Raw genomic sequence first — 24276 nt, 5'->3', positions numbered from 1 at the left:
CTTTTAAAAACAACATATTACGATAAATAATAGCAATTTTATATCACCCTATCCTCACTATTTTTTCACTCACACTTTCAAGTCAGCCATTCTTTTTCCTCGCTTCTTTTTATAGTCATGAAAATCGGGACAACCCAGGCGAGGTCTTTATGCAACAAGAAGCGTTAGGAATGGTAGAAACCAAAGGCTTAACTGCAGCCATAGAGGCCGCAGACGCAATGGTGAAATCAGCCAATGTGATGCTGGTCGGCTACGAAAAAATTGGTTCAGGGCTGGTAACAGTCATTGTTCGCGGTGATGTCGGCGCGGTTAAAGCAGCAACAGATGCCGGTGCCGCCGCCGCACGCAACGTGGGAGAAGTGAAAGCCGTACATGTGATCCCACGCCCTCACACCGATGTCGAAAAAATCTTACCGAAGGGAATTAGCTAATGAGCAGCAATGAGCTGGTTGAACAGATCATGGCGCAGGTGATTGCTCGTGTGGCAACGCCAGAACAACAGGCTATCCCTGAAAATACTCACCCAACACGAGAAACGGCTATGGCAGAGAAGAGCTGCAGTTTAACGGAGTTTGTCGGTACTGCGATTGGCGACACCGTCGGTCTGGTAATCGCCAACGTAGACAGTGCCTTACTGGATGCGATGAAACTTGAAAAGCGCTATCGCTCCATCGGTATCCTCGGCGCGCGCACAGGCGCTGGCCCACACATCATGGCCGCCGATGAAGCGGTAAAAGCCACAAATACTGAAGTCGTCAGCATTGAACTTCCTCGTGATACCAAAGGCGGCGCAGGTCACGGCTCGCTGATTATCTTAGGCGGTAACGACGTTTCTGACGTGAAACGCGGGATTGAAGTTGCGCTGAAAGAACTGGATCGCACCTTTGGCGATGTATATGCCAACGAAGCCGGACACATCGAAATGCAATACACGGCGCGCGCCAGCTACGCACTGGAAAAAGCCTTCGGAGCACCAATTGGTCGTGCCTGTGGCGTTATCGTCGGTGCCCCTGCCTCCGTTGGTGTACTGATGGCCGATACGGCGCTGAAATCCGCCAATGTTGAAGTGGTGGCCTACAGTTCTCCCGCTCATGGCACCAGTTTCAGCAACGAAGCCATTCTGGTCATTTCCGGTGACTCTGGGGCTGTGCGTCAGGCCGTTATCTCAGCCCGTGAGATCGGTAAAACCGTGCTGGCGACCCTGGGCTCAGAACCCAAAAACGACCGTCCATCCTATATCTGATATCAGTGAGGCTGATTCATGAGATCGAAAAGATTTGAAGCACTGGCGAAACGCCCTGTGAATCAGGACGGCTTCGTTAAGGAGTGGATCGAAGAAGGCTTCATTGCGATGGAAAGCCCGAACGACCCTAAGCCGTCGATTAAAATCGTCAACGGTATCGTCACTGAACTGGACGGCAAATCCGTCAGTGAATTTGATCTGATTGACCACTTCATCGCGCGCTACGGCATTAACCTGGCCCGCGCTGAAGAGGTGATGGCGATGGACTCGGTTAAACTCGCCAATATGCTTTGCGACCCTAACGTCAAGCGTATGGACATTGTTCCTCTGACCACTGCAATGACGCCAGCGAAAATTGTGGAAGTGGTTTCGCACATGAACGTCGTTGAGATGATGATGGCAATGCAGAAAATGCGTGCCCGCCGAACCCCTTCTCAACAAGCGCACGTGACTAACGTTAAAGACAACCCGGTACAGATTGCTGCCGATGCCGCCGAAGGCGCATGGCGTGGGTTTGACGAACAAGAAACCACGGTTGCGGTAGCACGCTACGCGCCGTTCAACGCCATCGCGCTATTGGTCGGCTCTCAGGTTGGTCGTCCGGGCGTACTGACGCAGTGCTCCCTGGAAGAAGCCACCGAGCTGAAACTCGGCATGTTGGGCCACACCTGTTACGCCGAAACCATTTCCGTTTACGGCACTGAACCCGTCTTTACCGACGGTGACGACACGCCATGGTCAAAAGGTTTTCTGGCCTCTTCTTACGCCTCACGCGGCCTGAAAATGCGCTTCACTTCTGGTTCCGGTTCAGAAGTTCAGATGGGCTACGCCGAAGGCAAATCGATGCTTTATCTGGAAGCACGCTGCATTTACATCACCAAGGCGGCTGGCGTTCAGGGTTTGCAAAACGGTTCCGTAAGCTGCATCGGCGTACCGTCTGCCGTGCCATCAGGCATTCGCGCGGTACTGGCGGAAAACCTGATCTGCTCGTCACTGGATCTGGAATGCGCCTCCAGTAACGACCAGACCTTCACCCACTCCGATATGCGTCGTACTGCTCGTCTGCTGATGCAATTCTTGCCGGGTACAGATTTCATTTCATCTGGTTATTCCGCTGTTCCGAACTACGACAACATGTTCGCTGGTTCCAACGAGGATGCCGAAGATTTTGACGATTACAACGTCATCCAGCGCGATCTGAAAGTCGACGGTGGTTTGCGTCCGGTGCGTGAAGAAGACGTTATCGCCATTCGCAATAAAGCGGCTCGCGCACTGCAGGCCGTATTCGCCGGGATGGGATTACCGCCAATCACCGACGAAGAAGTCGAGGCCGCAACCTACGCCCACGGTTCAAAAGATATGCCAGAGCGTAACATCGTTGAAGACATCAAATTTGCGCAAGAGATCATCAATAAAAACCGTAACGGCCTGGAAGTGGTGAAAGCCCTTGCTCAGGGTGGGTTTACCGATGTTGCTCAAGACATGCTCAACATCCAAAAAGCCAAGTTAACCGGAGACTATCTGCATACCTCCGCCATTATCGTCGGCGACGGACAAGTGCTTTCCGCAGTGAATGACGTCAACGATTATGCCGGTCCGGCAACAGGTTATCGCCTGCAAGGCGAACGCTGGGAAGAAATTAAAAACATCCCTGGCGCACTTGATCCCAACGAGCTTGGCTAAGGGGTGAACAATGGAAATCAATGAAAAACTGCTGCGTCAGATAATTGAGGATGTGCTGGCTGAAATGCAGACCAGCGATAAACCCGTCTCTTTTCGCGCATCGGCCGCGACCAGTGCGCCACAGGCTGCAACGGTACAGGGCGACGGCTTTCTGACCGAAATTGGCGAAGCCAAACAAGGTCAGCAGCAGGACGAAGTCATTATTGCCGTAGGTCCGGCGTTTGGTCTCTCACAAACCGTCAATATCGTCGGTATTCCGCACAAAAATATTTTGCGCGAAGTGATAGCCGGTATTGAAGAAGAGGGAATTAAAGCACGCGTAATCCGTTGCTTTAAATCTTCCGATGTTGCGTTTGTGGCTGTGGAAGGTAACCGCCTGAGTGGTTCCGGGATCTCAATTGGCATCCAGTCCAAAGGCACCACGGTTATCCACCAGCAAGGGTTACCGCCGCTTTCTAACCTGGAGTTGTTCCCACAGGCACCGCTGCTGACGCTGGAAACCTACCGTCAGATTGGTAAGAACGCCGCGCGTTACGCCAAGCGTGAGTCTCCGCAACCGGTCCCGACGCTAAATGACCAAATGGCGCGTCCGAAGTATCAGGCGAAATCAGCCATTTTGCACATTAAAGAGACCAAATACGTCGTGACGGGCAAAAACCCGCAGGAACTGCGCGTGGCGCTTTGATAAAGGATAACTCCATGAATACCGACGCAATTGAATCGATGGTTCGGGATGTGTTGAGCCGGATGAACAGCCTGCAAGGAGAAACAACCTCTCCCGTTACGGCGGCAGTTCCAGCACATACCGCAAAAGTTACGGATTACCCGCTGGCGAATAAGCATCCTGAGTGGGTCAAAACCGCAACCAACAAAACGTTGGATGACTTCACGCTCGAAAATGTTCTGAGCAATAAAGTGACCGCGCAGGATATGCGTATCACACCTGAAACGCTGCGTATTCAGGCGGACATCGCCAAAGACGCCGGCCGTGACAGACTGGCGATGAACTTCGAACGTGCAGCCGAACTGACTGCTGTACCTGACGACCGCATTCTTGAGATCTACAACGCGTTACGGCCTTATCGCTCAACGAAAGACGAGTTGATGGCCATCGCCGACGATCTGGAGAGTCGCTATCAGGCGAAGATCTGTGCCGCGTTCGTTCGTGAAGCAGCAGCGCTGTATGTAGAGCGCAAGAAACTTAAAGGCGACGACTAACATCAGGGTGAAACGATGCGATATATAGCTGGCATTGATATAGGCAACTCATCAACGGAAGTCGCACTGGCAACCCTGGATGAGACTGGTGCGCTAGGTATTTCCGGCAGCGCACTGGCGGAAACCACCGGAATTAAAGGCACATTGCGTAATGTGTTTGGTATTCAGGAGGCACTTTCTCAGGCGGCAAAAAATGCCGGCATTAATGTCAGCGATATTTCGCTCATCCGTATTAACGAAGCCACACCGGTTATCGGTGACGTGGCGATGGAAACCATCACCGAAACCATCATCACAGAATCCACCATGATCGGTCACAACCCCAAAACGCCTGGCGGTGTTGGGTTAGGCGTGGGTGTAACCATTACGCCGGAAGAGCTCCTGAGCCGTCCGGCGGATACGCCTTATATCCTGGTCGTTTCATCGGCTTTCGATTTTGCCGATGTCGCCACGATGATTAACGCTTCCGCACGCGCCGGATACCAGTTGACTGGCGTTATTTTGCAACAGGACGACGGTGTGCTGGTTAGCAACCGGCTGAATACGCCTCTGCCCATCGTTGATGAGGTCCGCCATATCGATCGTATCCCGCTGGGCATGCTGGCCGCTATTGAGGTCGCGGTTCCAGGCAAGGTTATCGAAACCCTTTCTAACCCGTACGGAATCGCGACGGTCTTTGGCCTTAGCGCAGAAGAGACCAAAAACATTGTCCCCATGGCCCGCGCGCTGATTGGCAACCGCTCTGCGGTAGTGGTGAAAACGCCATCAGGTGATGTGAAGGCTCGTGCAATCCCTGCCGGGAACCTGGAACTGCAATCGCAAGGACGAACCGTACGCGTCGACGTCGCGGCAGGTGCCGACGCGATTATGAAAGCGGTTGGTGAATGCCCGAAGCTGGATAACGTCACCGGAGAGGCGGGAACCAATATTGGCGGCATGCTGGAGCACGTTCGCCAGACAATGGCTGAATTAACCAACAAACCCAGCCATGAAATCTTTATTCAGGATCTGTTGGCCGTTGATACTTCAGTTCCAGTCAGCGTGACCGGGGGACTTGCCGGCGAGTTTTCACTGGAACAGGCCGTTGGTATTGCTTCTATGGTGAAATCAGATCGTCTGCAAATGGCGATGATTGCCCAGGAAATCACGCAAAAACTCAACATTGATGTGCAGGTTGGTGGTGCTGAAGCCGAAGCCGCTATTCTGGGTGCCTTAACCACACCGGGTACCACACGTCCACTGGCTATTCTGGATCTTGGGGCCGGGTCTACTGACGCCTCTATCATTAATCCTAAGGGCGACATTATTGCCACACACCTGGCGGGCGCAGGCGATATGGTCACGATGATTATTGCCCGTGAACTGGGTCTGGATGACCGCTATTTGGCGGAAGAGATCAAGAAGTACCCGCTGGCGAAAGTAGAGAGCTTGTTCCACCTGCGTCACGAAGATGGCAGCGTTCAGTTCTTCCCTACGCCTCTCCCTCCTGCCGTTTTCGCTCGCGTATGCGTTGTAAAACCGGATGAACTGGTGCCACTGCCCGGCGATCTGGCGCTGGAAAAAGTGCGTGCCATTCGCCGCAGCGCTAAAGAGCGTGTTTTTGTTACCAACGCGCTGAGAGCGTTGCGACAGGTTAGCCCAACCGGGAATATTCGGGACATTCCCTTTGTCGTTTTGGTTGGAGGTTCCTCGCTGGACTTCGAAGTTCCGCAACTGGTTACTGATGCACTGGCTCATTATCGCCTGGTCGCGGGTCGCGGCAATATTCGGGGCACGGAAGGCCCGCGCAACGCGGTTGCGACGGGGTTAATTCTCTCCTGGTACAAGGCATTCGCTCATGGAAAGTAACCTCACTGTACCCGCTATCGTGATCTTCGCCATGAGTGACTGCGCAAACATCTGGAATGACGTTCTGCTGGGCATTGAAGAAGAAGGTATCCCCTTCGTGATTCAACAGACCCACTCGACTGACATTATCCACAACGCATGGCTGGCCGCTTGTCAGTCACCGTTGCTGGTCGGCATTGGATGCAGCCGGGAAAAGCTGGTTGTGCACTATAAGAATCTACCCACCTCAGCGCCACTTTTTACGCTGACGTATCAACAAAATAGCCACGCTCGCCGGAGCATTGGTAATAACGCTGCGCGACTGGTAAAAGGCATCCCCTTCCGGGACTGCCACTCATAATCCACAGGAGAAAAGCAGTATGAATAACGCACTGGGACTGGTTGAAACAAAAGGGCTCGTCGGCGCTATTGAAGCCGCTGATGCCATGGTGAAATCCGCAAATGTGCAGTTGGTTGGTTACGAAAAAATTGGCTCAGGACTTATCACCGTGATGGTCCGCGGAGATGTCGGCGCCGTAAAAGCAGCCGTAGATGCAGGAAGCGCAGCAGCGAGTGCTGTTGGAGAGGTGAAATCCTGTCACGTTATTCCACGTCCACACAGCGACGTTGAAGCCATTTTACCTAAATCCGCATAAATCGCCGTAAACAAGGAGCACAGCGTGAAGCAATCACTGGGATTACTTGAAGTTAGTGGTCTGGCATTAGCCATCAGTTGCGCGGACGTCATGGCGAAAGCCGCTTCCATCACGCTGGTGGGCCTCGAAAAAACCAACGGTTCAGGCTGGACGGTGATCAAAATCATCGGGGATGTGGCCTCCGTTCAGGCGGCTATATCCACCGGTGCCAGTTTAGCAGAACGGCAAAATGGACTGGTCGCGCACAGGGTCATTTCCAGGCCGGGAGAAGGCATTCTTTCCCACAGTGTGCCCGTGCAGCCAGCGCCAGCAGCGATACCTGATGTATCGCAAGAGCAAGAAGAGATGGCTACAGAAATTACATTACCAGAAGCCGCGCAACAGGCAGAGTTGATTAGCTGCAATCTGTGTCTTGACCCTGCCTGCCCTCGCCAGAAAGGCGAGCCACGCGCTCTCTGCCTGCATTCAGGCAAACGAGGTGAAGCGTAATGGATAAACAGCAACTGGAAACAACGGTCAGTAAAGTACTGGATGAAATGCGTGAACGCCCTATTCCGCTCGGGATTTCGAACCGCCACATCCACCTCTGCGCCGAGGACTACATTCGCCTGTTCCCTAACCAGCCGATTAGCGAGAAAAAGGGCCTGTTGCAGCCCGGACAATATGCCGCAGATCAGACCGTCACGCTGGTCGGACCGAAAGGTCAGTTAAAGAATGTGCGTTTGCTTGGTCCACTGCGTAGTACTAGCCAAGTGGAGATATCGCGTACCGACGCCCGCACACTAGGCATCGCAGCACCGCTGCGCATGTCAGGTAATATTCAGGGAACGCCTGGCATTCGTCTTATCAGCCCCTTTGCTGAACTGGAGTTACCCTCCGGGGTTATTGTTGCCCAGCGACATATCCATATGTCGCCGTTGGACGCGCTGATACTGCGCGTATCTCATGGCGATAAAGTCTCCGTGGCAATCAATGGCGATGAACGCCGACTGATTTTCGATAATGTCGCCGTACGCGTTTCACCGGATATGCGCCTTGAGATGCATATCGATACAGACGAAGCCAATGCCGCAGGCGCTGATAATCCGCAGGCATTTGCCACATTGGTGACCCCACGATGAACAACGAACTGCTGCAACGCATCATTGAGGAAGTTGTTTCCCGGCTCAAAAAACGCGCGGAAAGTACCATCACGCTGAGCGTCGCACAGTTACGGGAAATCGATTCCCGGACATTATGTTGTCAGTACTCGTCACTGCACCTCCTGCAGGCAGACCTGCCTTTACTGGAAAAAATTGCGGATTGCATTCCGGCCAGTGTCGCGGCGGTAACAATCCACGAGGCGCTGGCATGCGGGCTACGCGTAAAAATCACTCTACAGCATCGGCTGCTACCGGCACTCCCCGTGAAAAAGCTCGCGCGACTGCCGCTGGAGTTCAGTAATGAACTGGGGCACATCGTCATGCTGCATCCTGAAACGCTCTTAAGTTATGCCGATGTTGCCCAACTTAACGGTGGCATCCTGGTGTTGCGTCGTCGCTGTGTCGTGACGGCGCTGGCTCGGGAAGCGATTAGTACGCGAAACGTTCAATTAATTAAGCAGGAGTGAACCATGTATCTGGCAAGGGTTACAGGCGTTGTGGTTTCTACGCAAAAGTCGCCATCACTGGTGGGGAAAAAACTGTTGCTGGTACGCCGGGTAAGCACTGACGGAGAGCTCCCCGCCTCCCCCGCTACCGGAGATGAAGTCGCGGTTGACTCAGTCGGTGCAGGGACTGGCGAATTGGTGTTACTCAGTAGCGGCTCCAGCGCCAGGCATGTTTTTTCCGGCCCTAATGAGGCCATCGATTTGGCGATCGTCGGCATCGTCGACACGCTTTCTCGTTAGGAGGAACTATGGCGATTTATACCCGCACTGGCGATGCTGGCACCACAGCGCTTTTTACCGGACAACGCGTGAGTAAATCACATCCGCGCGTTGAGGCCTACGGTACGTTGGATGAACTCAATGCTGCATTGAGCCTGTGTGCCTGCGCGGTAAAAAGTCAGCAACATCGTCTCTTACTTGAAGATATTCAATTGCAGTTGTTTTGGTTCAGTGCCGAACTGGCCAGCGAAAGCGAACAGCCCACACCCGATCAGCGATACATCAGCTCGGAAGAAATTGCGGCTCTGGAAGCCGCCATCGATACCGCAATGGGAAGAATGCCGCCCCTGCGCAGCTTTATTTTACCTGGCCGCTGCGAAGCCGCCAGTCGTCTGCACTTTGCCCGCACGCTGGCTCGCCGCGCAGAGAGGCGACTGGTCGAGCTCTCCACCGAAATCTCCGTCAGACACGTACTGATGCGTTATATCAACCGCCTGTCTGACTGTTTATATGCGCTTGCACGCGCAGAAGATCATGACGCCCATCAAAACGACATTATCCAGAAAGTGGCGGAGCGCTATCTTGCGGCCACTCGCACAGCAGTCACCAGGGAGTCGACTATGCCTTTGTCTTTTCACGAACTCCATCAACTGACACGCGCGGCAGTAACGCGCGCTGAAGAGCTCCAGGTCCCTGTCGTTGTCAGCATAGTGGATACCAATGGTACGCCTACAGTGACCTGGCGCATGCCAGATGCCTTGCTCGTCAGTAGTGAGCTGGCACCGAAAAAAGCCTGGACCGCCGTCGCAATGAAAACTGCCACGCACGAACTGACGCCCGTGGTTCAGCCGGGCGCCGCACTTTACGGTCTGGAAAGCCATATGCAGGGAAAAATCGTCACCTTTGGAGGCGGCTACGCATTATGGCGCGAAGGTTTACTCCTTGGGGGTCTTGGCATCAGCGGAGGAAGCGTTGAGCAGGATATGGACATTGCAGAAACGGCCATTGCGGCGATTAACGTGAGAACACATCAATGAATACTTCAGAACTTGAAACCCTTATCCGCAACATTTTGACTGAGCAACTCACCCCGGCAAAAACAGACGTTAAGGGTAACGGAATTTTTCCGTGCGTCGGTGAAGCGATCGATGCCGCTCATCAGGCTTTTTTGCGTTACCAGCAATGTCCGCTAAAAACCCGCAGCGCCATCATAAACGCCCTGCGGGAAGAACTGACGCCTCACCTGGCTTCACTGGCCGCTGAAAGCGCAACAGAAACGGGAATGGGTAACAAAGAGGATAAGTTTCATAAAAATAAAGCTGCGCTGGATAACACCCCTGGCATCGAAGACCTTACCACTACTGCACTTACCGGTGACGGTGGCATGGTGTTGTTTGAGTACTCTCCATTTGGGGTGATTGGCTCCGTTGCGCCAAGTACGAACCCCACGGAAACCATCATCAATAACAGCATTAGCATGCTGGCCGCGGGAAACAGCGTTTACTTCAGCCCGCACCCTGGCGCAAAAGTGGTATCACTGAAACTGATTGCCATGATTGAAGATATTGCCTTCCGCTGCTGCGGGATTAGGAATCTTGTCGTCACGGTCACAGAACCTACTTTTGAAGCTACCCAGCAGATGATGGCTCACCCTAAAATCGCAGTTCTGGCGATTACCGGCGGCCCTGGCATTGTTGCTATGGGTATGAAAAGCGGGAAGAAAGTTATTGGTGCTGGCGCAGGAAACCCGCCCTGTATTGTGGATGAAACTGCTGACCTGGTTAAAGCAGCTGAAGATATCATCAACGGTGCTTCGTTTGATTACAACCTGCCCTGTATTGCTGAGAAAAGCCTGATTGTTGTCGATGCTGTTGCTGAACGACTGGTCCAACAAATGCAGTCTTTTGGCGCGTTACTTCTGCACAACGAAGACATCAACAAACTGCGCGCCGCCTGTCTGCCTGAAGGCATAGCCAATAAAAAACTGGTTGGAAAGAGTCCAGCAGCCCTGCTTGAAGCTGCGGACATACCGGTTCCGGCAAAAACACCTCGCCTGTTGATTGGCATCGTCAATGCTGACGATCCGTGGGTCACCAGCGAACAGTTGATGCCAATGCTGCCCATCGTGAGCGTAAAGGATTTTGACAGTGCACTGGCGCTGGCACTGAAAGTTGAAGAGGGACTGCATCACACTGCCATCATGCATTCACAAAATGTGTCTCGTCTGAATCTTGCTGCCCGCACCCTTCAGACCTCCATCTTTGTGAAAAATGGCCCCTCTTACGCCGGTATTGGTGTCGGTGGTGAAGGCTTTACCACCTTTACTATTGCTACTCCCACCGGTGAAGGCACAACGTCAGCGCGAACTTTCGCACGCTCTCGTCGTTGCGTGCTCACCAACGGTTTTTCTATTCGCTAATGAGGCCGTTATGAATAGCTTTTCACTGCAAACACGATTGTTCAGCGGCCAGGGAAGTCTGGATGTGCTTAAGCGCTTCTCCAATAAGCATATCTGGATTATTTGCGACGGTTTTCTCGCACGTTCCCCCCTGATTGAAAAGCTGCGAAATACGCTGCCCGCGGATAACCGCATCAGCATTTTCAGTGATATAACACCCGATCCCACCATCAGTACGGTAGTCCAGGGGATTGCACAAATGCAGTCCCTGCAACCGGATGTCGTGATTGGTTTTGGCGGTGGCTCCGCACTTGACGCCGCCAAAGCTATCGTCTGGTTCAGCCGTCAGTTTGGTATTGAAATCGAAACCTGTGTGGCAATTCCCACCACCAGCGGTACAGGCTCGGAAGTGACCAGTGCCTGCGTGATCAGCGATCCAGAGAAAGGTATTAAATATCCACTCTTTAATAACGCGCTCTACCCTGACATGGCCATTCTTGATCCTATGTTGGTTGTCAGCGTACCACCCGCTATTACTGCGAATACCGGACTGGACGTCCTGACACATGCACTGGAAGCCTATGTATCGACAAAAGCCAGTGATTTCACGGATGCGCTGGCGGAAAAATCCGCGCAAATTGTCTTCCAGTACCTGCCTGTTGCGGTTAGCAAAGGTGATTGCCTGGCTACTCGGGGGAAAATGCACAATGCCTCTACGTTGGCAGGGATGGCATTTAGCCAGGCGGGGCTGGGCATCAATCACGCTATTGCCCATCAGCTCGGTGGTCAGTTTCACTTACCCCATGGGCTGGCCAACGCACTGTTACTCACTCGTGTCATTCAGTTTAATGCACGCGACCCGCGGGCAGCAAAGCGCTATGCCCGTTTCGCTAAAGCCTGCCATTTATGCCCGGATAGTACGAATGATACGGCGGCACTCAATGCACTTATTCATCATATTGAACAACTCCAAAAACAGTGCGCATTACCGGCATTTATTGATGCACTGAAAGACGAGAAGCATACCTGGTCGCAACGTATACCGGCGATGGTTCAGGCCGCGCTGGCTGATGTCACGTTGCAAACCAATCCCCGCGTAGCCGATGCCAGTGCCATTCAGGAACTGCTTGAGGAATTATTATGAGTACAGCCATGACGGCAGAACATGTTCTTTATGACGCACAAACGATACGCGATCGCGTGCGTGCAGCAGGCGTGGTTGGGGCCGGTGGTGCAGGATTTCCTGCTCACGTTAAACTCCAGGCGCAGGTTGATACGTTTCTGGTGAACGCCGCAGAATGCGAGCCAATGCTGAAAGTCGATCAACAATTAATGGCGGTGCAAGCGGCAAGGCTGGTACGTGGCGTTCAGTATGCTATGACAGCAACAGGGGCCAATGCAGGCATTATTGCCCTCAAAGAAAAGTATCAGAAGGCCATCAATGCGTTAACACCACTTTTACCCGCCAACATAAGGTTACATATTTTACCCGATGTGTATCCGGCTGGTGACGAGGTGCTGACCATCTGGATGGCAACGGGAAGGCGGGTTCCTCCAGCCGCGTTGCCCGTTAGCGTTGGCGTGGTGGTCAATAACGTCCAGACTGTACTCAATATCGCCAGAGCGGTTGAACAGCAGTACCCCGTTACCCGTCGCACGCTGACCGTCAACGGTGCGGTCGCCAGACCGTTAACACTGACTGTTCCCATCGGTATGTCTTTACGCGAAGTCCTGGCACTGGCGGGTGGCACCACCGTTGACGATCCCGGTTTTATCAACGGCGGTCCGATGATGGGTGGCCTGATTACTTCGCTGGATACCCCCGTGAGCAAGACCACCGGGGGGCTACTGGTATTGCCTAAATCCCATGCGCTGATCCAACGACGAATGCAGGACGAACGCACCGTGCTTGCGGTTGCAAAAACCGTTTGCGAGCAATGTCGTTTGTGCACTGATTTATGCCCAAGACACTTAATTGGTCATGAACTATCACCGCATCTGCTGGTTCGCGCAGTGAACTACCAACAGGCAGCCACACCGCAGTTGCTGCTCACTGCCCTGACCTGTTCAGAATGCAATGTCTGTGAAAGTGTGGCTTGTCCGGTGGGCATTTCACCGATGCGTATCAACCGTATGCTCAAACGTGAACTACGGGCGCTTAACCATCGTTATGAGGGACCACTAAATCCTGAAGATGAAATGGCGAAGTACCGTTTGATTCCGGTTAAACGACTTATCACCAAACTTGGCCTCAGCGATTGGTACCGCGACGCGCCCTTGTCTGAGGCAGATTACACCACAGACGAAACAACACTGCTGTTACGCCAGCATATTGGCGCCAGCGCTATCCCCTGCGTGCAAAAAGGTGAACGTGTAGTTCGCGGCCAATGTGTTGCTGATGTACCCGAAGGCGCGTTAGGCGCACCTGTCCACGCCAGTATTGACGGTATTGTCAGCGAGATAACCGGGCAATCCATCACAGTAATAAGAGGTTAATCATGTCTCAGGCTATAGGGATTTTAGAACTCACCAGCATCGCCAAAGGGATGGAAGCCGGTGATGCGATGCTAAAAAGCGCGAATGTGAATTTGCTGGTCAGCAAAACCATCTGCCCTGGAAAGTTTTTACTGATGCTCGGGGGTGACGTAGGCGCAGTGCAGCAGGCCATTGCAACGGGGACGTCCCTTGCAGGCGATATGCTCGTCGACAGTCTGGTGCTCCCAAACATTCATGCCAGCGTTCTCCCGGCAATTAGCGGACTTAACAGTGTGGATAAGCATCAGGCTGTCGGGATTGTTGAAACCTGGAGCGTAGCGGCGTGTATCTGTGCCGCCGATCGTGCAGTTAAAGCGTCCAATGTCACGCTGGTACGGGTGCATATGGCATTCGGTATTGGTGGTAAATGCTACATGGTTGTCGCGGGCGATGTTTCCGATGTCAATAACGCCGTGACAGTCGCCAGCGAAAGCGCCGGGGAAAAAGGTCTGCTGGTTTATCGCTCCGTCATACCACGCCCACATGAAAGCATGTGGCGGCAAATAGTGGAGGGATAATGGACAGACAACCGCCGACGGATCGCATGATCCAGGAATACGTACCCGGCAAGCAGGTCACGCTGGCGCACCTTATTGCTAATCCTGGTAAGGATTTATTCAAAAAGCTGGGGTTGCAGGATTCAGTCTCGGCCATTGGTATTTTAACCATTACGCCCAGTGAAGCCTCGATTATCGCCTGTGATATCGCCACGAAATCTGGTGCGGTAGAGATCGGATTTCTCGATCGTTTTACCGGTGCAGTCGTACTGACGGGTGATGTTTCAGCCGTTGAGTACGCGCTGAAACAGGTAACCAGAACGCTTGGCGAAATGATGCGTTTTACTGCGTGCCCTATTACCCGGACGTAACCACATGAAACGCATCATGCTAATTGGCCCCAGCCAGTGCGGTAAAACCTCACTCACACAATGCCTGCGCGGAGAAGCACTTCATTACCAGAAAACTCAGGCGATTGTCTGGTCGCCAACGACAATAGACACGCCGGGTGAATATCTTGAGAACCGCTGCCTGTACAGTGCGTTGCTGGCCAGCGCCTGTGAAGCCGACATTATCGCTCTGGTACTGAATGCCGACGCCCCATGGTCACCTTTTTCTCCCGGCTTTACTGGCCCAATGAACAGACCTGTTATCGGCCTCGTCACCAAAGCCGATTTAGCTAACCCCCAGAGAATTTCACTCGTAGAAAGCTGGTTGGTGCAGGCAGGAGCGCAGAACGTGTTTATCACCAGCGCGCTGGAGAATACCGGGGTCGATGAGATGTTCATTTTTCTGAATGCAAAGGAACCGTCATGTCTCACAAAATAATGGCCATAAACGCGGGTAGCTCTTCACTTAAGTTTCAGTTACTGGCGATGCCGCAGGGTGAAATGATCTGCCAGGGACTGATTGAACGTATCGGGATGTCTGACGCGCAGGTCACGCTTAAAACACCCGTACAGAAATGGCAGGAGACGTTACCCGTTGCCGATCACCGTGAAGCAGTAACGCTGTTACTGGAAAAACTGCTTAGCCTGAACATCATCAAGAGTCTGGAAGAGATCGATGGCGTCGGTCATCGCGTCGCACATGGTGGTGAGTCTTTTAAAGACTCCGCCCTCGTCAACGATGAAACACTGGCCGAAATCGAGCGTCTTGCAGAACTGGCGCCACTGCATAACCCGGTTAATGCACTGGGGATTGCAGTTTTTCGTCAGCTATTACCCGAAGCCCCTGCCGTTGCAGTTTTTGACACTGCTTTTCATCAAACGCTGACTGAGCCGTCTTTTGTTTATCCTCTGCCCTGGCGCTATTACTCAGAGCTGGGAATTCGGCGTTACGGTTTTCATGGTACCAGCCACAAATACGTCAGTACCGCGTTGGCTGAAAAGCTGGGCGTCCCGCTCAGCGCACTGCGCGTCGTATGCTGTCATCTTGGTAATGGCAGCAGCATCTGTGCCATCAAGGGCGGAAAATCGGTGAATACCTCGATGGGCTTTACACCACAGTCTGGCGTGATGATGGGTACGCGCAGCGGAGATATTGACCCATCTATTTTGCCGTGGATTGCCCTGCGCGAAGGTAAAACACCGCAGCAACTTAACCAACTCCTCAACAATGAGTCGGGATTACTTGGGGTTTCCGGTATCTCATCAGACTATCGTGATGTTGAACGCGCCGCAGATGAAGGCAACTCACAGGCTGCACTCGCACTTACGCTGTTTGCAGAACGAATTCGCGCCACAATAGGCAGTTATATTATGCAGATGGGCGGCCTGGATGCTTTGGTATTTACGGGTGGAATTGGTGAAAACTCAGCCCGAGCACGCGCTGCGATTTGCCACAATCTGAATTTCTTAGGTCTGGCCGTTGATGATGAAAAAAATCAGCGCAACGCAACCTTTATTCAAACTGAAACTGCGCTGGTCAAAGTGGCCGTTATAAATACCAATGAAGAGTTGATGATCGCGCAGGATGTTATGCGTATAGCGATATCAGAAACTGTGACATTGGGCATTCCTGCTTAATCCTGCCGCACCGCAAATTGCGGCAAATCATGGTAATAGCGCGATCGCCATGACACTATGCGCCGAGGATTGCTGATCACAAAGGTGAAGACGTGGCTGTTGCGCAATGTCCCGCATCGTGCGGAGAACTTATCCAGGGCTGGATTCTGGGCAGTGAGAAACTGGTCTCCTGCCCGGTTGAATGGTATAGCACCGTCGAGGTCAGTTCAGGTTCACCACGAGTGGATGAACGGCCACTGTCGCGAGCGATGGTTGACCGGTTATTGCAGCACTGGCACTACCCGGCGCATATCAGTCAGGATATTCGAATAGATATCCAGTCAACGATTCCCATTGCGAAAGGAATGGCCAGTAGCACCGCGGATATTGCCGCCACCGCGCTTGCCACCGCTCATTTTCTGGGTCATCAGCTAGATGAACCTACACTGGCGCAGCTTTGCGTTTCTCTTGAACCTACCGACAGCACCGTTTTCCGTCAGTTAACCCTTTTCGATCATAACGACGCCTCTACGCAAATTCCCTGTGAAGCGCAGCCCCAGCTTGACCTGTTGGTTCTGGAAAGCCCGGAAACACTACGTACCGCAGATTATCACCGCATTCCCCGCCAGCCCGGGCTACAGGCAGGTGCTCCCGCGCTTAAACGCGCATGGGAAAAAGTACAGGAAGCCTGTATTAGTCAAAATCCCTATCGAATGGGAGAGGCGGCCACGCTTAGCGCAATCGCCAGCCAAATGTTGTTGCCAAAACCAGATTTCGATTCGCTATTGGCGCTGGTAGAAGAATGTGATTTATACGGGGTGAATGTTGCGCACAGCGGCAGCGTGGTGGGCCTGATGCTGGACAGAAAACGTCATGATGTTGATTACATCAAATGGATGCTGGCACAGAAAAAACTGACAACTCACTGGCCTGAACAGCATTTACTGCGGATGGTAACAGGTGGGGTAAAACTACAGTAGGGGCCACTGCTTAGCAGTGCCCCCTACTGCCATAAAACGTTACTCTGCTTTCGCTTCGCCGTTTTTCACTTCACCCATGGCTTTCAGCTTTTTAGAGATATCACGACGCTCTTTAGAGATCTCTGCATTTTTGATGATGTAATCATCTACACGATCTTCATAGTCGCTTTTCATGCTGGCGATGATACCCTGGATAGCATCAACGCTCATGCCCGGCTTGATGTAGTCGCTCAGGTTGTCCAGCAGCAGGACGCGTTTCTGGTTGTCACGGATCTTTTTCTCAACGTCCTGGATTTCACGTTGCAGTTTGTTTTTACGACGGAACAGACGAACAAATTCCAGCACGTCCTGGAAAGAAGGCTTGGTAGTTTCCATTTTTACACCCCTGATAATGTGAGATTCGGATTCGTTAAAACAACGGCTAAAGTGGGTCAACATTACTTTCATGCCCGCCATACTTCAAGTTGCATCTGCATTGATAATGCATGGCTGAAACCTGAATTATCGAGGGTAAAGCCATTGTAGTTACCAATGGTTTTAGCCTTTTTCAATATCATACCCTTAATCTTTGCTGAATCGAAGCAGCAGTAGAACCAATCCCCTCATCTGCTCTTTATTTGCGCAGCGCGCGACAAATTAAATGTGAGAGCAATTCCAGTTGTCGCGCCATCTCCATATTCAACCAGACATAGCCGTGAATAGGTGTTTCAGCAACATTATCGCCTTTATGCTCAGCGATGAGTTGGCGTAACTCCTCCACGGTGTCGTTGAGTTTTTCCGTATTGGCAAGTATCGGCTGTGGATTACCTTCATATAGTGCATGAGTGATCGTCAGTAGCGCCTGTTGCGTTCTGAGCTGAGTTTCACGCAGGGTATGCGCGTTCAGCATCACAAAGTGACTGGTACGTGTTGCCCACAGCGCGTTGATCTGCAGCTCAAGCATGCACACCAGATTGCGGTTAACCGTCTGAATAGCTTCAAAGATTGATTTTTGGATGTGGGTCTCTTTACTGGCAGGAACAATTAGTCCACGCATTTTGACAACGTCACTCAGTAGTTGTTGTAAATGCTTCTCCAGTCGGGGCTGTTCGAGCAAGTTAGGTGACAACGCAGCCTGATACACCCGGTTATACCCCGTGACACAATGCGCCAGTTGAATACGCCAGTGAATAAATGCCCGCTGCGGCCAGATACCGGTAAACAGCATCGCCAGTAACGATCCCAAAATCACGTCGCCACCGCGCCACAACGCTGTATTCATGTCACCCGCGGGAGCCCCGACGACGACGGCAAGCGTTATGCCAATCAGCAATGCCTGATAGGGTTTTTTACCTAATGCCAGCCAGCCGCAGAGAAACATCGCCACTGCGCACCATATCAGCATAAGCGGAAGTGACAGGAGTTCGAGACGCAGAGCAACCAGCCCAAGTACTGAGCCCAGAATCGTCCCGCCAATGCGTTCAAGCGCTCTGGGGACAACATTACCCCAGAATGAAATGGGCCCCATAATCACCACCAGCGTGATCAGAGGCCATGTACCTTCAGGAATATCCAGCAGGCGAACCAACAGAAAAGTAAGAAGAAACGCCAGCGCAATGCGAATACCGTGCACCACGCGATAATGACGATACAAACGAATTTCAAAAGGACTCAGCGACTTATCGGCACGCACTCATCCACTCCGTCAGGGAATAGCAAAGAACAGAATTGTACCTGCTTTTTTAGTGAAAACATCACCGTTATCAGCAGGACTTTCACCCTGATTTACGCAAAAAACAGCTACTTCGGCTGTACTGGCACATACATTTCGATGTCCCAGTAACCGTCTTCCATGCCATTATTCATATAAATCTCAAAACAGGGTTTGGCTGCTATCTGGTATGTTGCGTCCTGCAGCAGAAGATTAAAAAATTGATACCATGGCGTCGCAAAGTCATGATTTTCAACACGAGCAACAGCAATAGCATACTCACCACCGGCCAGTTCAGTCAGTATCACTCCTTCGCTGTTCTCTGGGATCTCGAAATTCTCTGCGACGGAAACCACAGTATCGCAGCGCAGTTTGTCAGCAGGCACAACATCCGGGTTGTCGTAATAAACGGCGATCCATTCCAGCGGCACTATCTGCTTGTCATCCACCCACATGACTAACTGCTCAAAACCCTGCTTTACCGTTTGCTCCCACGGTCCAACCATGTGAAAACCGGCAATCCTGCGTTTATCGACCTGCTTTATCTCGTACTCCATATAACCTCCGTCATTACACTGTATTTATATACAGTGTAATTTTTGTGTATTACGGCCACAAGGAAATAGTGATTATTATGTGAGCAGTTTCGCACTCTTGCCAGTCAGTAGCATGGGTGAAAAATTACACCTTATGGTGGAAGTAATCGCTCAGACGCGAAAATACGCCGCCTTTACTGACCGATTCCAGGGTGACCAGTGGCCAATGCGCCACCAGCTTATCCCTGTCATAGAGTTCAATTTCCCCCACGCGTTGATGCGCGGCAATAGGCGCTACCAGTTCTTTCTTATCAAGAACATATTTTGCTTTGATATTCTGGACTTCAGCCTTAGGTAGCGCCATCCAGAAATCCTGCTCGGTGCCGAGGCTAATGTTTTCTTTATCGCCATACCAGATTCGTTCGACGCCGACTTGCTTACCGCTACGCAACACCTGCACCGTATCAAAATTTTGTTGCCCCCACTGCAGCAGTTTGCGTGCCTGATCCTCGCGTCCTTTCGCGCTCTCGGCTCCCATCACCACGGCAATCAGGCGACGCTGTCCATCAACTGCGGAGGCAATCAGGTTAAATCCTGCCCCGGATGTGTGCCCGGTCTTCAGGCCATCGATGTTCATCGTTTTATCCCACAGCAGTCCGTTACGGTTTTGCTGCGTGATACCGTTCCAGGTAAGACTCTTCTCACTGTACATGTGGTAGAACTCAGGTTCCCCGTGAATAATCGCCCGGGACAACACGGCCAGATCGTAGGCCGAGCTATGCTGGCCTGGCGCGTCCAGCCCATGCACCGTTTCGAAATGTGTATCTTTAAGCTTAAGCTTCTCAACGTAACTGTTCATCATCGCAACAAACTGTGGCTGTCCACCCGCGATGTAATCAGCCAGCGCGACGCATGCGTCATTGCCGGAATCAACAATCAAGCCGCGACTTAAATCACGTACCGAAACGCGATCGCCTTCTTTCAGGAACATTAATGATGAGCCGACAAACACCGGATTATCTTTCGCCCATGCGTCACGCCCGACAGTGACGATATCCGTTGGGCTAATGCGATGGCTATCAATCGCACGATCGACAACATAGCCGGTCATTAACTTGGTCAGGCTGGCGGGGTTGCGTTGCTGGTGTTCATTACCGGCAGTCAGAATTTGGCCCGTGGTGTAGTCCATAAGCACCCACGCGCCAGCATTGATGGCAGGAGGCCGGGGTGCAAAACTGGCGACATCAGTCGCATAAGCGGACGAAAAACTAATCGCGAATAGCGAAGCGGCAATAAACAAACGGCGTTTCAACAGCATGTCCTCATAACCAGGAGAAATAGCCGTTCTTTTTACGGAAGTTCTGCCGAACAAACATGGATAAATTGCAAGAAAATGTGACATAAGGCACATTTTCTTGCTGTTAAAGAAAGAATATCAGACGGGCTTCCCCTGCAAAATACGCGCAGAATTAGCCTTTATGTGATGCTGTTTCTGCATGATGGCTGCGATGACGGTGATAGCCGTCAATCATGCTGCGAAAGATTTGCCCCGGCGTATCACCCAATGTACACAGGTAAATATGTGCACAAATGAACAGAATGCCAACAATCGCCAACACCATATGCAGCACCAGTACCACCGGCCCGGCGCCGATAATCTGCGGGTAAAGACAGAGCAACCCGGTAATGATTAACAGCGGAACCAACGCATACATGATGGCCAGATAGGCTAACTGTTGCAGGGGGTTAAATTTATTCTCCGCTGTTGCCGCAAACGGATGTGCCTCACCTTTCATTATCCCATACAGATAAAAACGCGTTTGCAGCAGGCAGCGGGTTATCAACCCGCTGAATTGCACACGATAGTGGCAACCGTTGCCGCTGGTGGCATTGATCATGACGAAGCCAATCCAGAAAGCCAGTAATGCGAATCCACACCAGGTGTGCACCTGCACCATCAGCGCTACCGGTCCGATAGAAAAATGGCCGAACAAACCGCTGAGCAGAAGCAGGATAAAAAGCAGCGCATTTCCCCAGTGCCAACGGCGGACAGCCAATGAGTAGAGATAGTCACGGTGCTCTTCACCGGCTGCCGTTTTAGGTGCCAGCATTCGACGCAGCAGTGCATGTATCACCAAACCGGCAATCATCAACAGAATGACTACGCCTGCATAAATGAGCCACAGCGGCCAGTAGTCTGGCGCATAGTTAAGCTCTGCTCCCCAGATAGAATTCATACTTTTCCCTCCTGATGGATCTCTTTACGCCGGAAAAGACTCACCGCACCGCTACGCGTATCCTGCTGACGATAAACCTCTTTTTGAAGAATCCAGTGCTGAATTTCAGGGTCATCACGGCGACCAAACTTCAGCGCATCCGTAGGGCATACGGAAACACAGGCAGGCGATTGTCCAGCGTCCAGACGGGTGTCTGCGCAAAAGTTACATTTATCTGCAATTCCTGTTTGTGGGTTCAGATAGCGCACATGGAACGGACAGGCGGCAACGCAATAATCACAGCCAATACAGCGGGACTTGTCCACCTGCACAATGCCGTTTTCGTCCCGAAACGAAGCGCCAGTCGGACAGACGCTGACACAAGGCGCATCTTCGCAATGTTGGCAGGATACGCGGACAAACTGGAAGTGAGACAGCACCTCAGGTTCATTTTCCGGTGAGCGGATCTGCACCTGCAGCCGGCTAAAACCTTCTGGCACGTCATTCAGGACTTTGCAGGCAACCGTGCACGCCTGACAACCAATACAGCGTTTCTCGTCATGCAGCATGACATACGGATTTGTTGACTGATTCATGATGTTCTCCTTTCTCATGCCCGACGAAGCGTAACGCCAGCGGTGTGGACCACCGTGCCGGATACCGGACTGGTCACATGCGGAAGCAAGTTGCCACAGTGGATCCCATGCGTTGTCGCTGCGGTTTTTGCGCCGGCCTTGGCGCCGAATCCCATATAGACGAACAGCGTATCGGGTCGAATACCAGCAGTGACCAGCGCTTTGCCTTTCTCCTTACCCGTCGCATTTTCAAGCCAGATGTCATCGCCGCTTTTAATCCCTTTTTCTCCAGCCGTTTTCGGGTGGATCCACACCGCGTTATCCCACATCAGCTCGCTGAGTAATGGAACATATTGCGTCGCGCCATTGGTGTGAACCGCGACTTTGCCTTGAATGAAATAGAGTTCATTGTCGGCCTTGAGCGCAAAATTGCGTGCACGAGGAATACCATAGCCCGGCAGGAGTGTTTCCAGTTCTTCAGAATAAAGTTCGATTTTTCCGGATGGGGATTTGAAGCGCAGTTGTTCGCCATACGTACCGTCATTGTCAACGGCCACTGCTCCCGGATACTGCGCAGTAAACTGGCGTACCGATTCAGGTTCGCGCAGCAACAGTGGAACGCCCCACTCCCGATACCCTTTCTGGCGCAGTTCAGCAGATAACGCATGGTCACCATTGAGCTGATACAGCTGGCGTACTTGCATATCTTGCCACGGATAGTACTGCCCAAGACCCAGTTGCTCGCCCAGCTCTTTCCAGATTTGCCAGCTTGGGCGCGCATCACCAATAGGCTCGACAACCTGCTGGCGCAGCGCATAGGCCGGATTCAGCCCCGACATATCAGAGACTTCTTCATCGCGTTCGAGGTAGGTGCATTCAGGTAGCAAGTAATCGGCATAGGCCGCGCTTTCGCTTAAATAGACATCGCAGCTTACCACCAGATCCAACTGCTCAACGGTTTTGACCAGATCCGGCCGACAGGTCACAGTTTGAAAAGGGTTATGCCGGGACATAATCCATCCTTTCACCGGATAAGGCGTCTGGTTTAACACAGCATCGATAATGCTCTGCACCACCCCACCACCCGCAGCGATGTATTTGAATTGTGGCGCGACCAGGTCAATACGCTGCGCCGTTGGCTTAGGGAGTTTGGCATCCGGTTTCGCCAGCACCGGAGCCACCTTCTCTCCCGCCAGCTTATTGTAGGTTGCAGCGGCTTTTTTCTGGTACATGCCGCCTTCGCGCTCAATATTTCCCAGCAGCACGTTGAGGGTGAAAATCATGCGCCGCATGTCGATCTCTTCCTGCGAAAAAGTCGCACGGTGACCAGGACTGACAATAGCATGGGGTGCGCAGGCCGCCATTTCACGAGTCACCCGGGTAATAACATCTGCAGGCACGTCGGCCAACTTTTGTGCCCATTCCGGCGTGGCCTCTTGTACCGCCTCTGCCAGTTGGTCAAAACCTGTTGTATAGCGTTCAACGAATCCCGCGTCATACAATTTTTCAGTAATCATGACGTGGCACATCGCCATCAGCACCGGTAAGTCTCCTCCCGGTTTAATCGCATGCCATTCATCCGCCTTACTGGAAAATACCGACAGTCGGGGGTCGAAGCTGACCATCTTCGCGCCCTTCTCTTGTGCGGTCATCAGTTCATGAGTATCGGCAACCTCAATTCCTTCATAGAGGTTATGTCCAAAAGAGACCATATAGCGGGTATTGGCGATATCCATTGCTAAATCCCCGCCCATCATTACTTTGGCGGCTATGGCTTTACCTGCTGGACAAGTTGAAGCGTGCGTGAAGGTATTTGGTGAGCCAAAAGCCGTCGCCAAATGAAATAAATGGCTGGAAAGCGAACCGGATTTAGAGGAGAAGACAACGCCCTGCGGCCCGTATTGATTTTTTATTGCCGTCATCTTTTCGGCAATTTCTTGATACGCCTGTTGCCAGCTAATGACCTGCCATTCGCCACTGCCACGCGGCCCGGTGCGTTTCATCGGTTTCACAATCCGGTGCGGGTCGTTTACCAGGCTAACACCGCTGCCCCCGCGAGCACAAACGCGCGTGCCTTGCTGAGGGGCATTAGGGTTTCCCTGGATAAAAACTGTTTTATTATTAATCACCTGAGCCTGAATTGGACAGCGAAAGGAACACATTTCACACAGACTTGGCGTCAGGGATGTTTTCCCTTTAATACTCTCTGGCGAATTTCGCGCCAGTGCGCCAGGTGGGAAACTGCCTATTGCACAGGCCGAGCAGCCAATACCCACGCCCCGCAAAAAATTACGCCGACTAATGCCCATATAACCTCCTGTTATTAGATATATCCAATGATTATATGGC

General features: G+C 52.2%; 28 protein-coding genes. 21 read left to right on the top strand and 7 right to left on the bottom strand.

The features are described 5' to 3' along the window. The first annotated feature begins 149 nt into the window (after positions 1-149). The 21 genes from pduA to NNN64_RS19485 all read left to right on the top strand — a co-directional run bounded on the left by pduA (position 150) and on the right by NNN64_RS19485 (position 16910). Positions 150-431, top strand: a complete 282-nt coding sequence (pduA, locus tag NNN64_RS19585) for a propanediol utilization microcompartment protein PduA (RefSeq protein WP_003030255.1) — start codon at positions 150-152, stop codon at positions 429-431. Next, entirely contained in the window at positions 431-1243 is an 813-nt protein-coding gene (pduB, locus tag NNN64_RS19580) for a propanediol utilization microcompartment protein PduB (protein ID WP_137382366.1), read from the top strand. The genes pduA and pduB overlap by 1 nt, the downstream gene beginning before the upstream one ends. Positions 1244-1261: 18 nt before the next feature. Then, entirely contained in the window at positions 1262-2926 is a 1665-nt protein-coding gene (gene pduC, locus NNN64_RS19575) for a propanediol dehydratase large subunit PduC (protein ID WP_271442449.1), read from the top strand. A gap of 10 nt (positions 2927-2936) precedes the next feature. Beyond that, positions 2937-3611 (top strand): propanediol dehydratase medium subunit PduD, encoded by a 675-nt coding sequence (gene pduD / locus NNN64_RS19570; protein ID WP_271442448.1) that lies wholly within the window; start codon positions 2937-2939, stop codon positions 3609-3611. Positions 3612-3625: 14 nt separating this feature from the next. Next, positions 3626-4144 (top strand): propanediol dehydratase small subunit PduE, encoded by a 519-nt coding sequence (gene pduE, locus NNN64_RS19565; RefSeq protein WP_271442447.1) that lies wholly within the window; start codon positions 3626-3628, stop codon positions 4142-4144. Between the two features lie 15 nt (positions 4145-4159). Beyond that, positions 4160-5992 (top strand): diol dehydratase reactivase subunit alpha, encoded by a 1833-nt coding sequence (locus NNN64_RS19560; RefSeq protein ID WP_271442446.1) that lies wholly within the window; start codon positions 4160-4162, stop codon positions 5990-5992. Beyond that, complete coding sequence (locus NNN64_RS19555; RefSeq protein WP_271442445.1) at positions 5982-6332, top strand: glycerol dehydratase reactivase beta/small subunit family protein; 351 nt, start codon at positions 5982-5984, stop codon at positions 6330-6332. The genes NNN64_RS19560 and NNN64_RS19555 overlap by 11 nt, the downstream gene beginning before the upstream one ends. A gap of 19 nt (positions 6333-6351) precedes the next feature. After that, positions 6352-6627 carry a propanediol utilization microcompartment protein PduJ gene (gene pduJ / locus NNN64_RS19550; RefSeq protein ID WP_001057752.1) on the top strand — a complete coding sequence of 92 codons (276 nt, stop codon included), beginning with the start codon at positions 6352-6354 and terminating at the stop codon, positions 6625-6627. Between the two features lie 24 nt (positions 6628-6651). After that, complete coding sequence (locus NNN64_RS19545) at positions 6652-7116, top strand: BMC domain-containing protein (protein ID WP_271442444.1); 465 nt, start codon at positions 6652-6654, stop codon at positions 7114-7116. Beyond that, complete coding sequence (locus NNN64_RS19540; RefSeq protein ID WP_271442443.1) at positions 7116-7748, top strand: phosphate propanoyltransferase; 633 nt, start codon at positions 7116-7118, stop codon at positions 7746-7748. The genes NNN64_RS19545 and NNN64_RS19540 overlap by 1 nt, the downstream gene beginning before the upstream one ends. Continuing rightward, a complete protein-coding gene (pduM, locus tag NNN64_RS19535) occupies positions 7745-8236 on the top strand; it encodes a microcompartment protein PduM (protein ID WP_271442442.1) in 492 nt (163 codons plus the stop codon). The genes NNN64_RS19540 and pduM overlap by 4 nt, the downstream gene beginning before the upstream one ends. A 3-nt stretch (positions 8237-8239) precedes the next feature. Further along, positions 8240-8515 carry a EutN/CcmL family microcompartment protein gene (locus NNN64_RS19530; protein ID WP_271442441.1) on the top strand — a complete coding sequence of 92 codons (276 nt, stop codon included), beginning with the start codon at positions 8240-8242 and terminating at the stop codon, positions 8513-8515. A gap of 8 nt (positions 8516-8523) precedes the next feature. Continuing rightward, on the top strand, positions 8524-9531 hold the full coding sequence (gene pduO, locus NNN64_RS19525; protein WP_271442440.1) for a two-domain cob(I)yrinic acid a,c-diamide adenosyltransferase PduO: 1008 nt from the start codon (positions 8524-8526) through the stop codon (positions 9529-9531). Further along, the gene (pduP, locus tag NNN64_RS19520) at positions 9528-10913 is read left to right on the top strand and encodes a CoA-acylating propionaldehyde dehydrogenase PduP (protein ID WP_271442439.1); all 1386 of its coding nucleotides are present in this window, start codon (positions 9528-9530) and stop codon (positions 10911-10913) included. Before pduO ends, pduP begins: the two co-directional genes overlap by 4 nt. 10 nt (positions 10914-10923) lie before the next feature. Continuing rightward, a complete protein-coding gene (locus NNN64_RS19515; protein WP_271442438.1) occupies positions 10924-12036 on the top strand; it encodes a 1-propanol dehydrogenase PduQ in 1113 nt (370 codons plus the stop codon). Next, complete coding sequence (gene pduS / locus NNN64_RS19510; RefSeq protein WP_271442437.1) at positions 12033-13388, top strand: cobalamin reductase PduS; 1356 nt, start codon at positions 12033-12035, stop codon at positions 13386-13388. Before NNN64_RS19515 ends, pduS begins: the two co-directional genes overlap by 4 nt. A gap of 2 nt (positions 13389-13390) precedes the next feature. After that, positions 13391-13945: a propanediol utilization microcompartment protein PduT gene (gene pduT, locus NNN64_RS19505; protein ID WP_040231922.1), complete on the top strand. Its 555-nt coding sequence runs from the start codon at positions 13391-13393 to the stop codon at positions 13943-13945. Then, positions 13945-14295 (top strand): propanediol utilization microcompartment protein PduU, encoded by a 351-nt coding sequence (gene pduU, locus NNN64_RS19500; protein WP_048212006.1) that lies wholly within the window; start codon positions 13945-13947, stop codon positions 14293-14295. The genes pduT and pduU overlap by 1 nt, the downstream gene beginning before the upstream one ends. A gap of 4 nt (positions 14296-14299) precedes the next feature. Next, positions 14300-14752: a propanediol utilization protein PduV gene (gene pduV / locus NNN64_RS19495; RefSeq protein ID WP_005128040.1), complete on the top strand. Its 453-nt coding sequence runs from the start codon at positions 14300-14302 to the stop codon at positions 14750-14752. After that, complete coding sequence (locus NNN64_RS19490; protein ID WP_271442436.1) at positions 14737-15951, top strand: acetate/propionate family kinase; 1215 nt, start codon at positions 14737-14739, stop codon at positions 15949-15951. The genes pduV and NNN64_RS19490 overlap by 16 nt, the downstream gene beginning before the upstream one ends. Positions 15952-16043: 92 nt before the next feature. Beyond that, complete coding sequence (locus NNN64_RS19485) at positions 16044-16910, top strand: L-threonine kinase (protein WP_271442435.1); 867 nt, start codon at positions 16044-16046, stop codon at positions 16908-16910. Between the two features lie 39 nt (positions 16911-16949). Here the strand turns inward: NNN64_RS19485 and NNN64_RS19480 are convergent, their stop codons facing one another. From NNN64_RS19480 to phsA, 7 genes are all read right to left on the bottom strand, one after another. Next, positions 16950-17285: a DUF496 family protein gene (locus NNN64_RS19480; RefSeq protein ID WP_005128046.1), complete on the bottom strand. Its 336-nt coding sequence runs from the start codon at positions 17283-17285 to the stop codon at positions 16950-16952. Between the two features lie 238 nt (positions 17286-17523). Further along, on the bottom strand, positions 17524-18582 hold the full coding sequence (locus tag NNN64_RS19475; protein ID WP_137382382.1) for an FUSC family protein: 1059 nt from the start codon (positions 18580-18582) through the stop codon (positions 17524-17526). A 107-nt stretch (positions 18583-18689) separates the two neighbouring features. Next, the gene (sbmC, locus tag NNN64_RS19470) at positions 18690-19157 is read right to left on the bottom strand and encodes a DNA gyrase inhibitor SbmC (RefSeq protein ID WP_005128054.1); all 468 of its coding nucleotides are present in this window, start codon (positions 19155-19157) and stop codon (positions 18690-18692) included. A gap of 124 nt (positions 19158-19281) precedes the next feature. Beyond that, positions 19282-20454, bottom strand: a complete 1173-nt coding sequence (gene dacD, locus NNN64_RS19465) for a serine-type D-Ala-D-Ala carboxypeptidase DacD (protein WP_137382383.1) — start codon at positions 20452-20454, stop codon at positions 19282-19284. Between the two features lie 151 nt (positions 20455-20605). Further along, positions 20606-21373 (bottom strand): thiosulfate reductase cytochrome B subunit, encoded by a 768-nt coding sequence (phsC, locus tag NNN64_RS19460; protein WP_271442434.1) that lies wholly within the window; start codon positions 21371-21373, stop codon positions 20606-20608. Beyond that, on the bottom strand, positions 21370-21948 hold the full coding sequence (phsB, locus tag NNN64_RS19455) for a thiosulfate reductase electron transport protein PhsB (RefSeq protein ID WP_271442433.1): 579 nt from the start codon (positions 21946-21948) through the stop codon (positions 21370-21372). Before phsB ends, phsC begins: the two co-directional genes overlap by 4 nt. 14 nt (positions 21949-21962) lie before the next feature. Then, positions 21963-24236, bottom strand: coding sequence for a thiosulfate reductase PhsA (gene phsA, locus NNN64_RS19450; RefSeq protein ID WP_271442432.1), 2274 nt, complete (start codon positions 24234-24236; stop codon positions 21963-21965). Positions 24237-24276 lie beyond the last annotated feature (40 nt).

It is taken from the genome of Citrobacter sp. Igbk 14, from assembly GCF_028069825.1.
GTDB lineage: Bacteria > Pseudomonadota > Gammaproteobacteria > Enterobacterales > Enterobacteriaceae > Citrobacter.
This window is presented reverse-complemented; position numbering and strand designations above follow the sequence as displayed.

What these genes read in the sequence shown, in the direction of transcription:
- pduE (WP_271442447.1), top strand. Translation starts at nt 3,626, where the DNA reads ATGAATACCGACGCAATTGAATCGATGGTTCGGGATGTGTTGAGCCGG.
- NNN64_RS19515 (WP_271442438.1), top strand. Translation starts at nt 10,924, where the DNA reads ATGAATAGCTTTTCACTGCAAACACGATTGTTCAGCGGCCAGGGAAGT.
- pduJ (WP_001057752.1), top strand. Translation starts at nt 6,352, where the DNA reads ATGAATAACGCACTGGGACTGGTTGAAACAAAAGGGCTCGTCGGCGCT.
- pduC (WP_271442449.1), top strand. Translation starts at nt 1,262, where the DNA reads ATGAGATCGAAAAGATTTGAAGCACTGGCGAAACGCCCTGTGAATCAG.
- sbmC (WP_005128054.1), bottom strand. Translation starts at nt 19,157, where the DNA reads ATGGAGTACGAGATAAAGCAGGTCGATAAACGCAGGATTGCCGGTTTT.
- NNN64_RS19560 (WP_271442446.1), top strand. Translation starts at nt 4,160, where the DNA reads ATGCGATATATAGCTGGCATTGATATAGGCAACTCATCAACGGAAGTC.
- pduM (WP_271442442.1), top strand. Translation starts at nt 7,745, where the DNA reads ATGAACAACGAACTGCTGCAACGCATCATTGAGGAAGTTGTTTCCCGG.
- NNN64_RS19555 (WP_271442445.1), top strand. Translation starts at nt 5,982, where the DNA reads ATGGAAAGTAACCTCACTGTACCCGCTATCGTGATCTTCGCCATGAGT.
- NNN64_RS19480 (WP_005128046.1), bottom strand. Translation starts at nt 17,285, where the DNA reads ATGGAAACTACCAAGCCTTCTTTCCAGGACGTGCTGGAATTTGTTCGT.
- pduA (WP_003030255.1), top strand. Translation starts at nt 150, where the DNA reads ATGCAACAAGAAGCGTTAGGAATGGTAGAAACCAAAGGCTTAACTGCA.
- phsB (WP_271442433.1), bottom strand. Translation starts at nt 21,948, where the DNA reads ATGAATCAGTCAACAAATCCGTATGTCATGCTGCATGACGAGAAACGC.
- pduB (WP_137382366.1), top strand. Translation starts at nt 431, where the DNA reads ATGAGCAGCAATGAGCTGGTTGAACAGATCATGGCGCAGGTGATTGCT.
- pduU (WP_048212006.1), top strand. Translation starts at nt 13,945, where the DNA reads ATGGACAGACAACCGCCGACGGATCGCATGATCCAGGAATACGTACCC.
- dacD (WP_137382383.1), bottom strand. Translation starts at nt 20,454, where the DNA reads ATGCTGTTGAAACGCCGTTTGTTTATTGCCGCTTCGCTATTCGCGATT.
- phsA (WP_271442432.1), bottom strand. Translation starts at nt 24,236, where the DNA reads ATGGGCATTAGTCGGCGTAATTTTTTGCGGGGCGTGGGTATTGGCTGC.
- pduT (WP_040231922.1), top strand. Translation starts at nt 13,391, where the DNA reads ATGTCTCAGGCTATAGGGATTTTAGAACTCACCAGCATCGCCAAAGGG.
- pduP (WP_271442439.1), top strand. Translation starts at nt 9,528, where the DNA reads ATGAATACTTCAGAACTTGAAACCCTTATCCGCAACATTTTGACTGAG.
- pduD (WP_271442448.1), top strand. Translation starts at nt 2,937, where the DNA reads ATGGAAATCAATGAAAAACTGCTGCGTCAGATAATTGAGGATGTGCTG.
- NNN64_RS19540 (WP_271442443.1), top strand. Translation starts at nt 7,116, where the DNA reads ATGGATAAACAGCAACTGGAAACAACGGTCAGTAAAGTACTGGATGAA.
- NNN64_RS19530 (WP_271442441.1), top strand. Translation starts at nt 8,240, where the DNA reads ATGTATCTGGCAAGGGTTACAGGCGTTGTGGTTTCTACGCAAAAGTCG.
- pduO (WP_271442440.1), top strand. Translation starts at nt 8,524, where the DNA reads ATGGCGATTTATACCCGCACTGGCGATGCTGGCACCACAGCGCTTTTT.
- phsC (WP_271442434.1), bottom strand. Translation starts at nt 21,373, where the DNA reads ATGAATTCTATCTGGGGAGCAGAGCTTAACTATGCGCCAGACTACTGG.
- pduV (WP_005128040.1), top strand. Translation starts at nt 14,300, where the DNA reads ATGAAACGCATCATGCTAATTGGCCCCAGCCAGTGCGGTAAAACCTCA.
- NNN64_RS19490 (WP_271442436.1), top strand. Translation starts at nt 14,737, where the DNA reads ATGTCTCACAAAATAATGGCCATAAACGCGGGTAGCTCTTCACTTAAG.
- pduS (WP_271442437.1), top strand. Translation starts at nt 12,033, where the DNA reads ATGAGTACAGCCATGACGGCAGAACATGTTCTTTATGACGCACAAACG.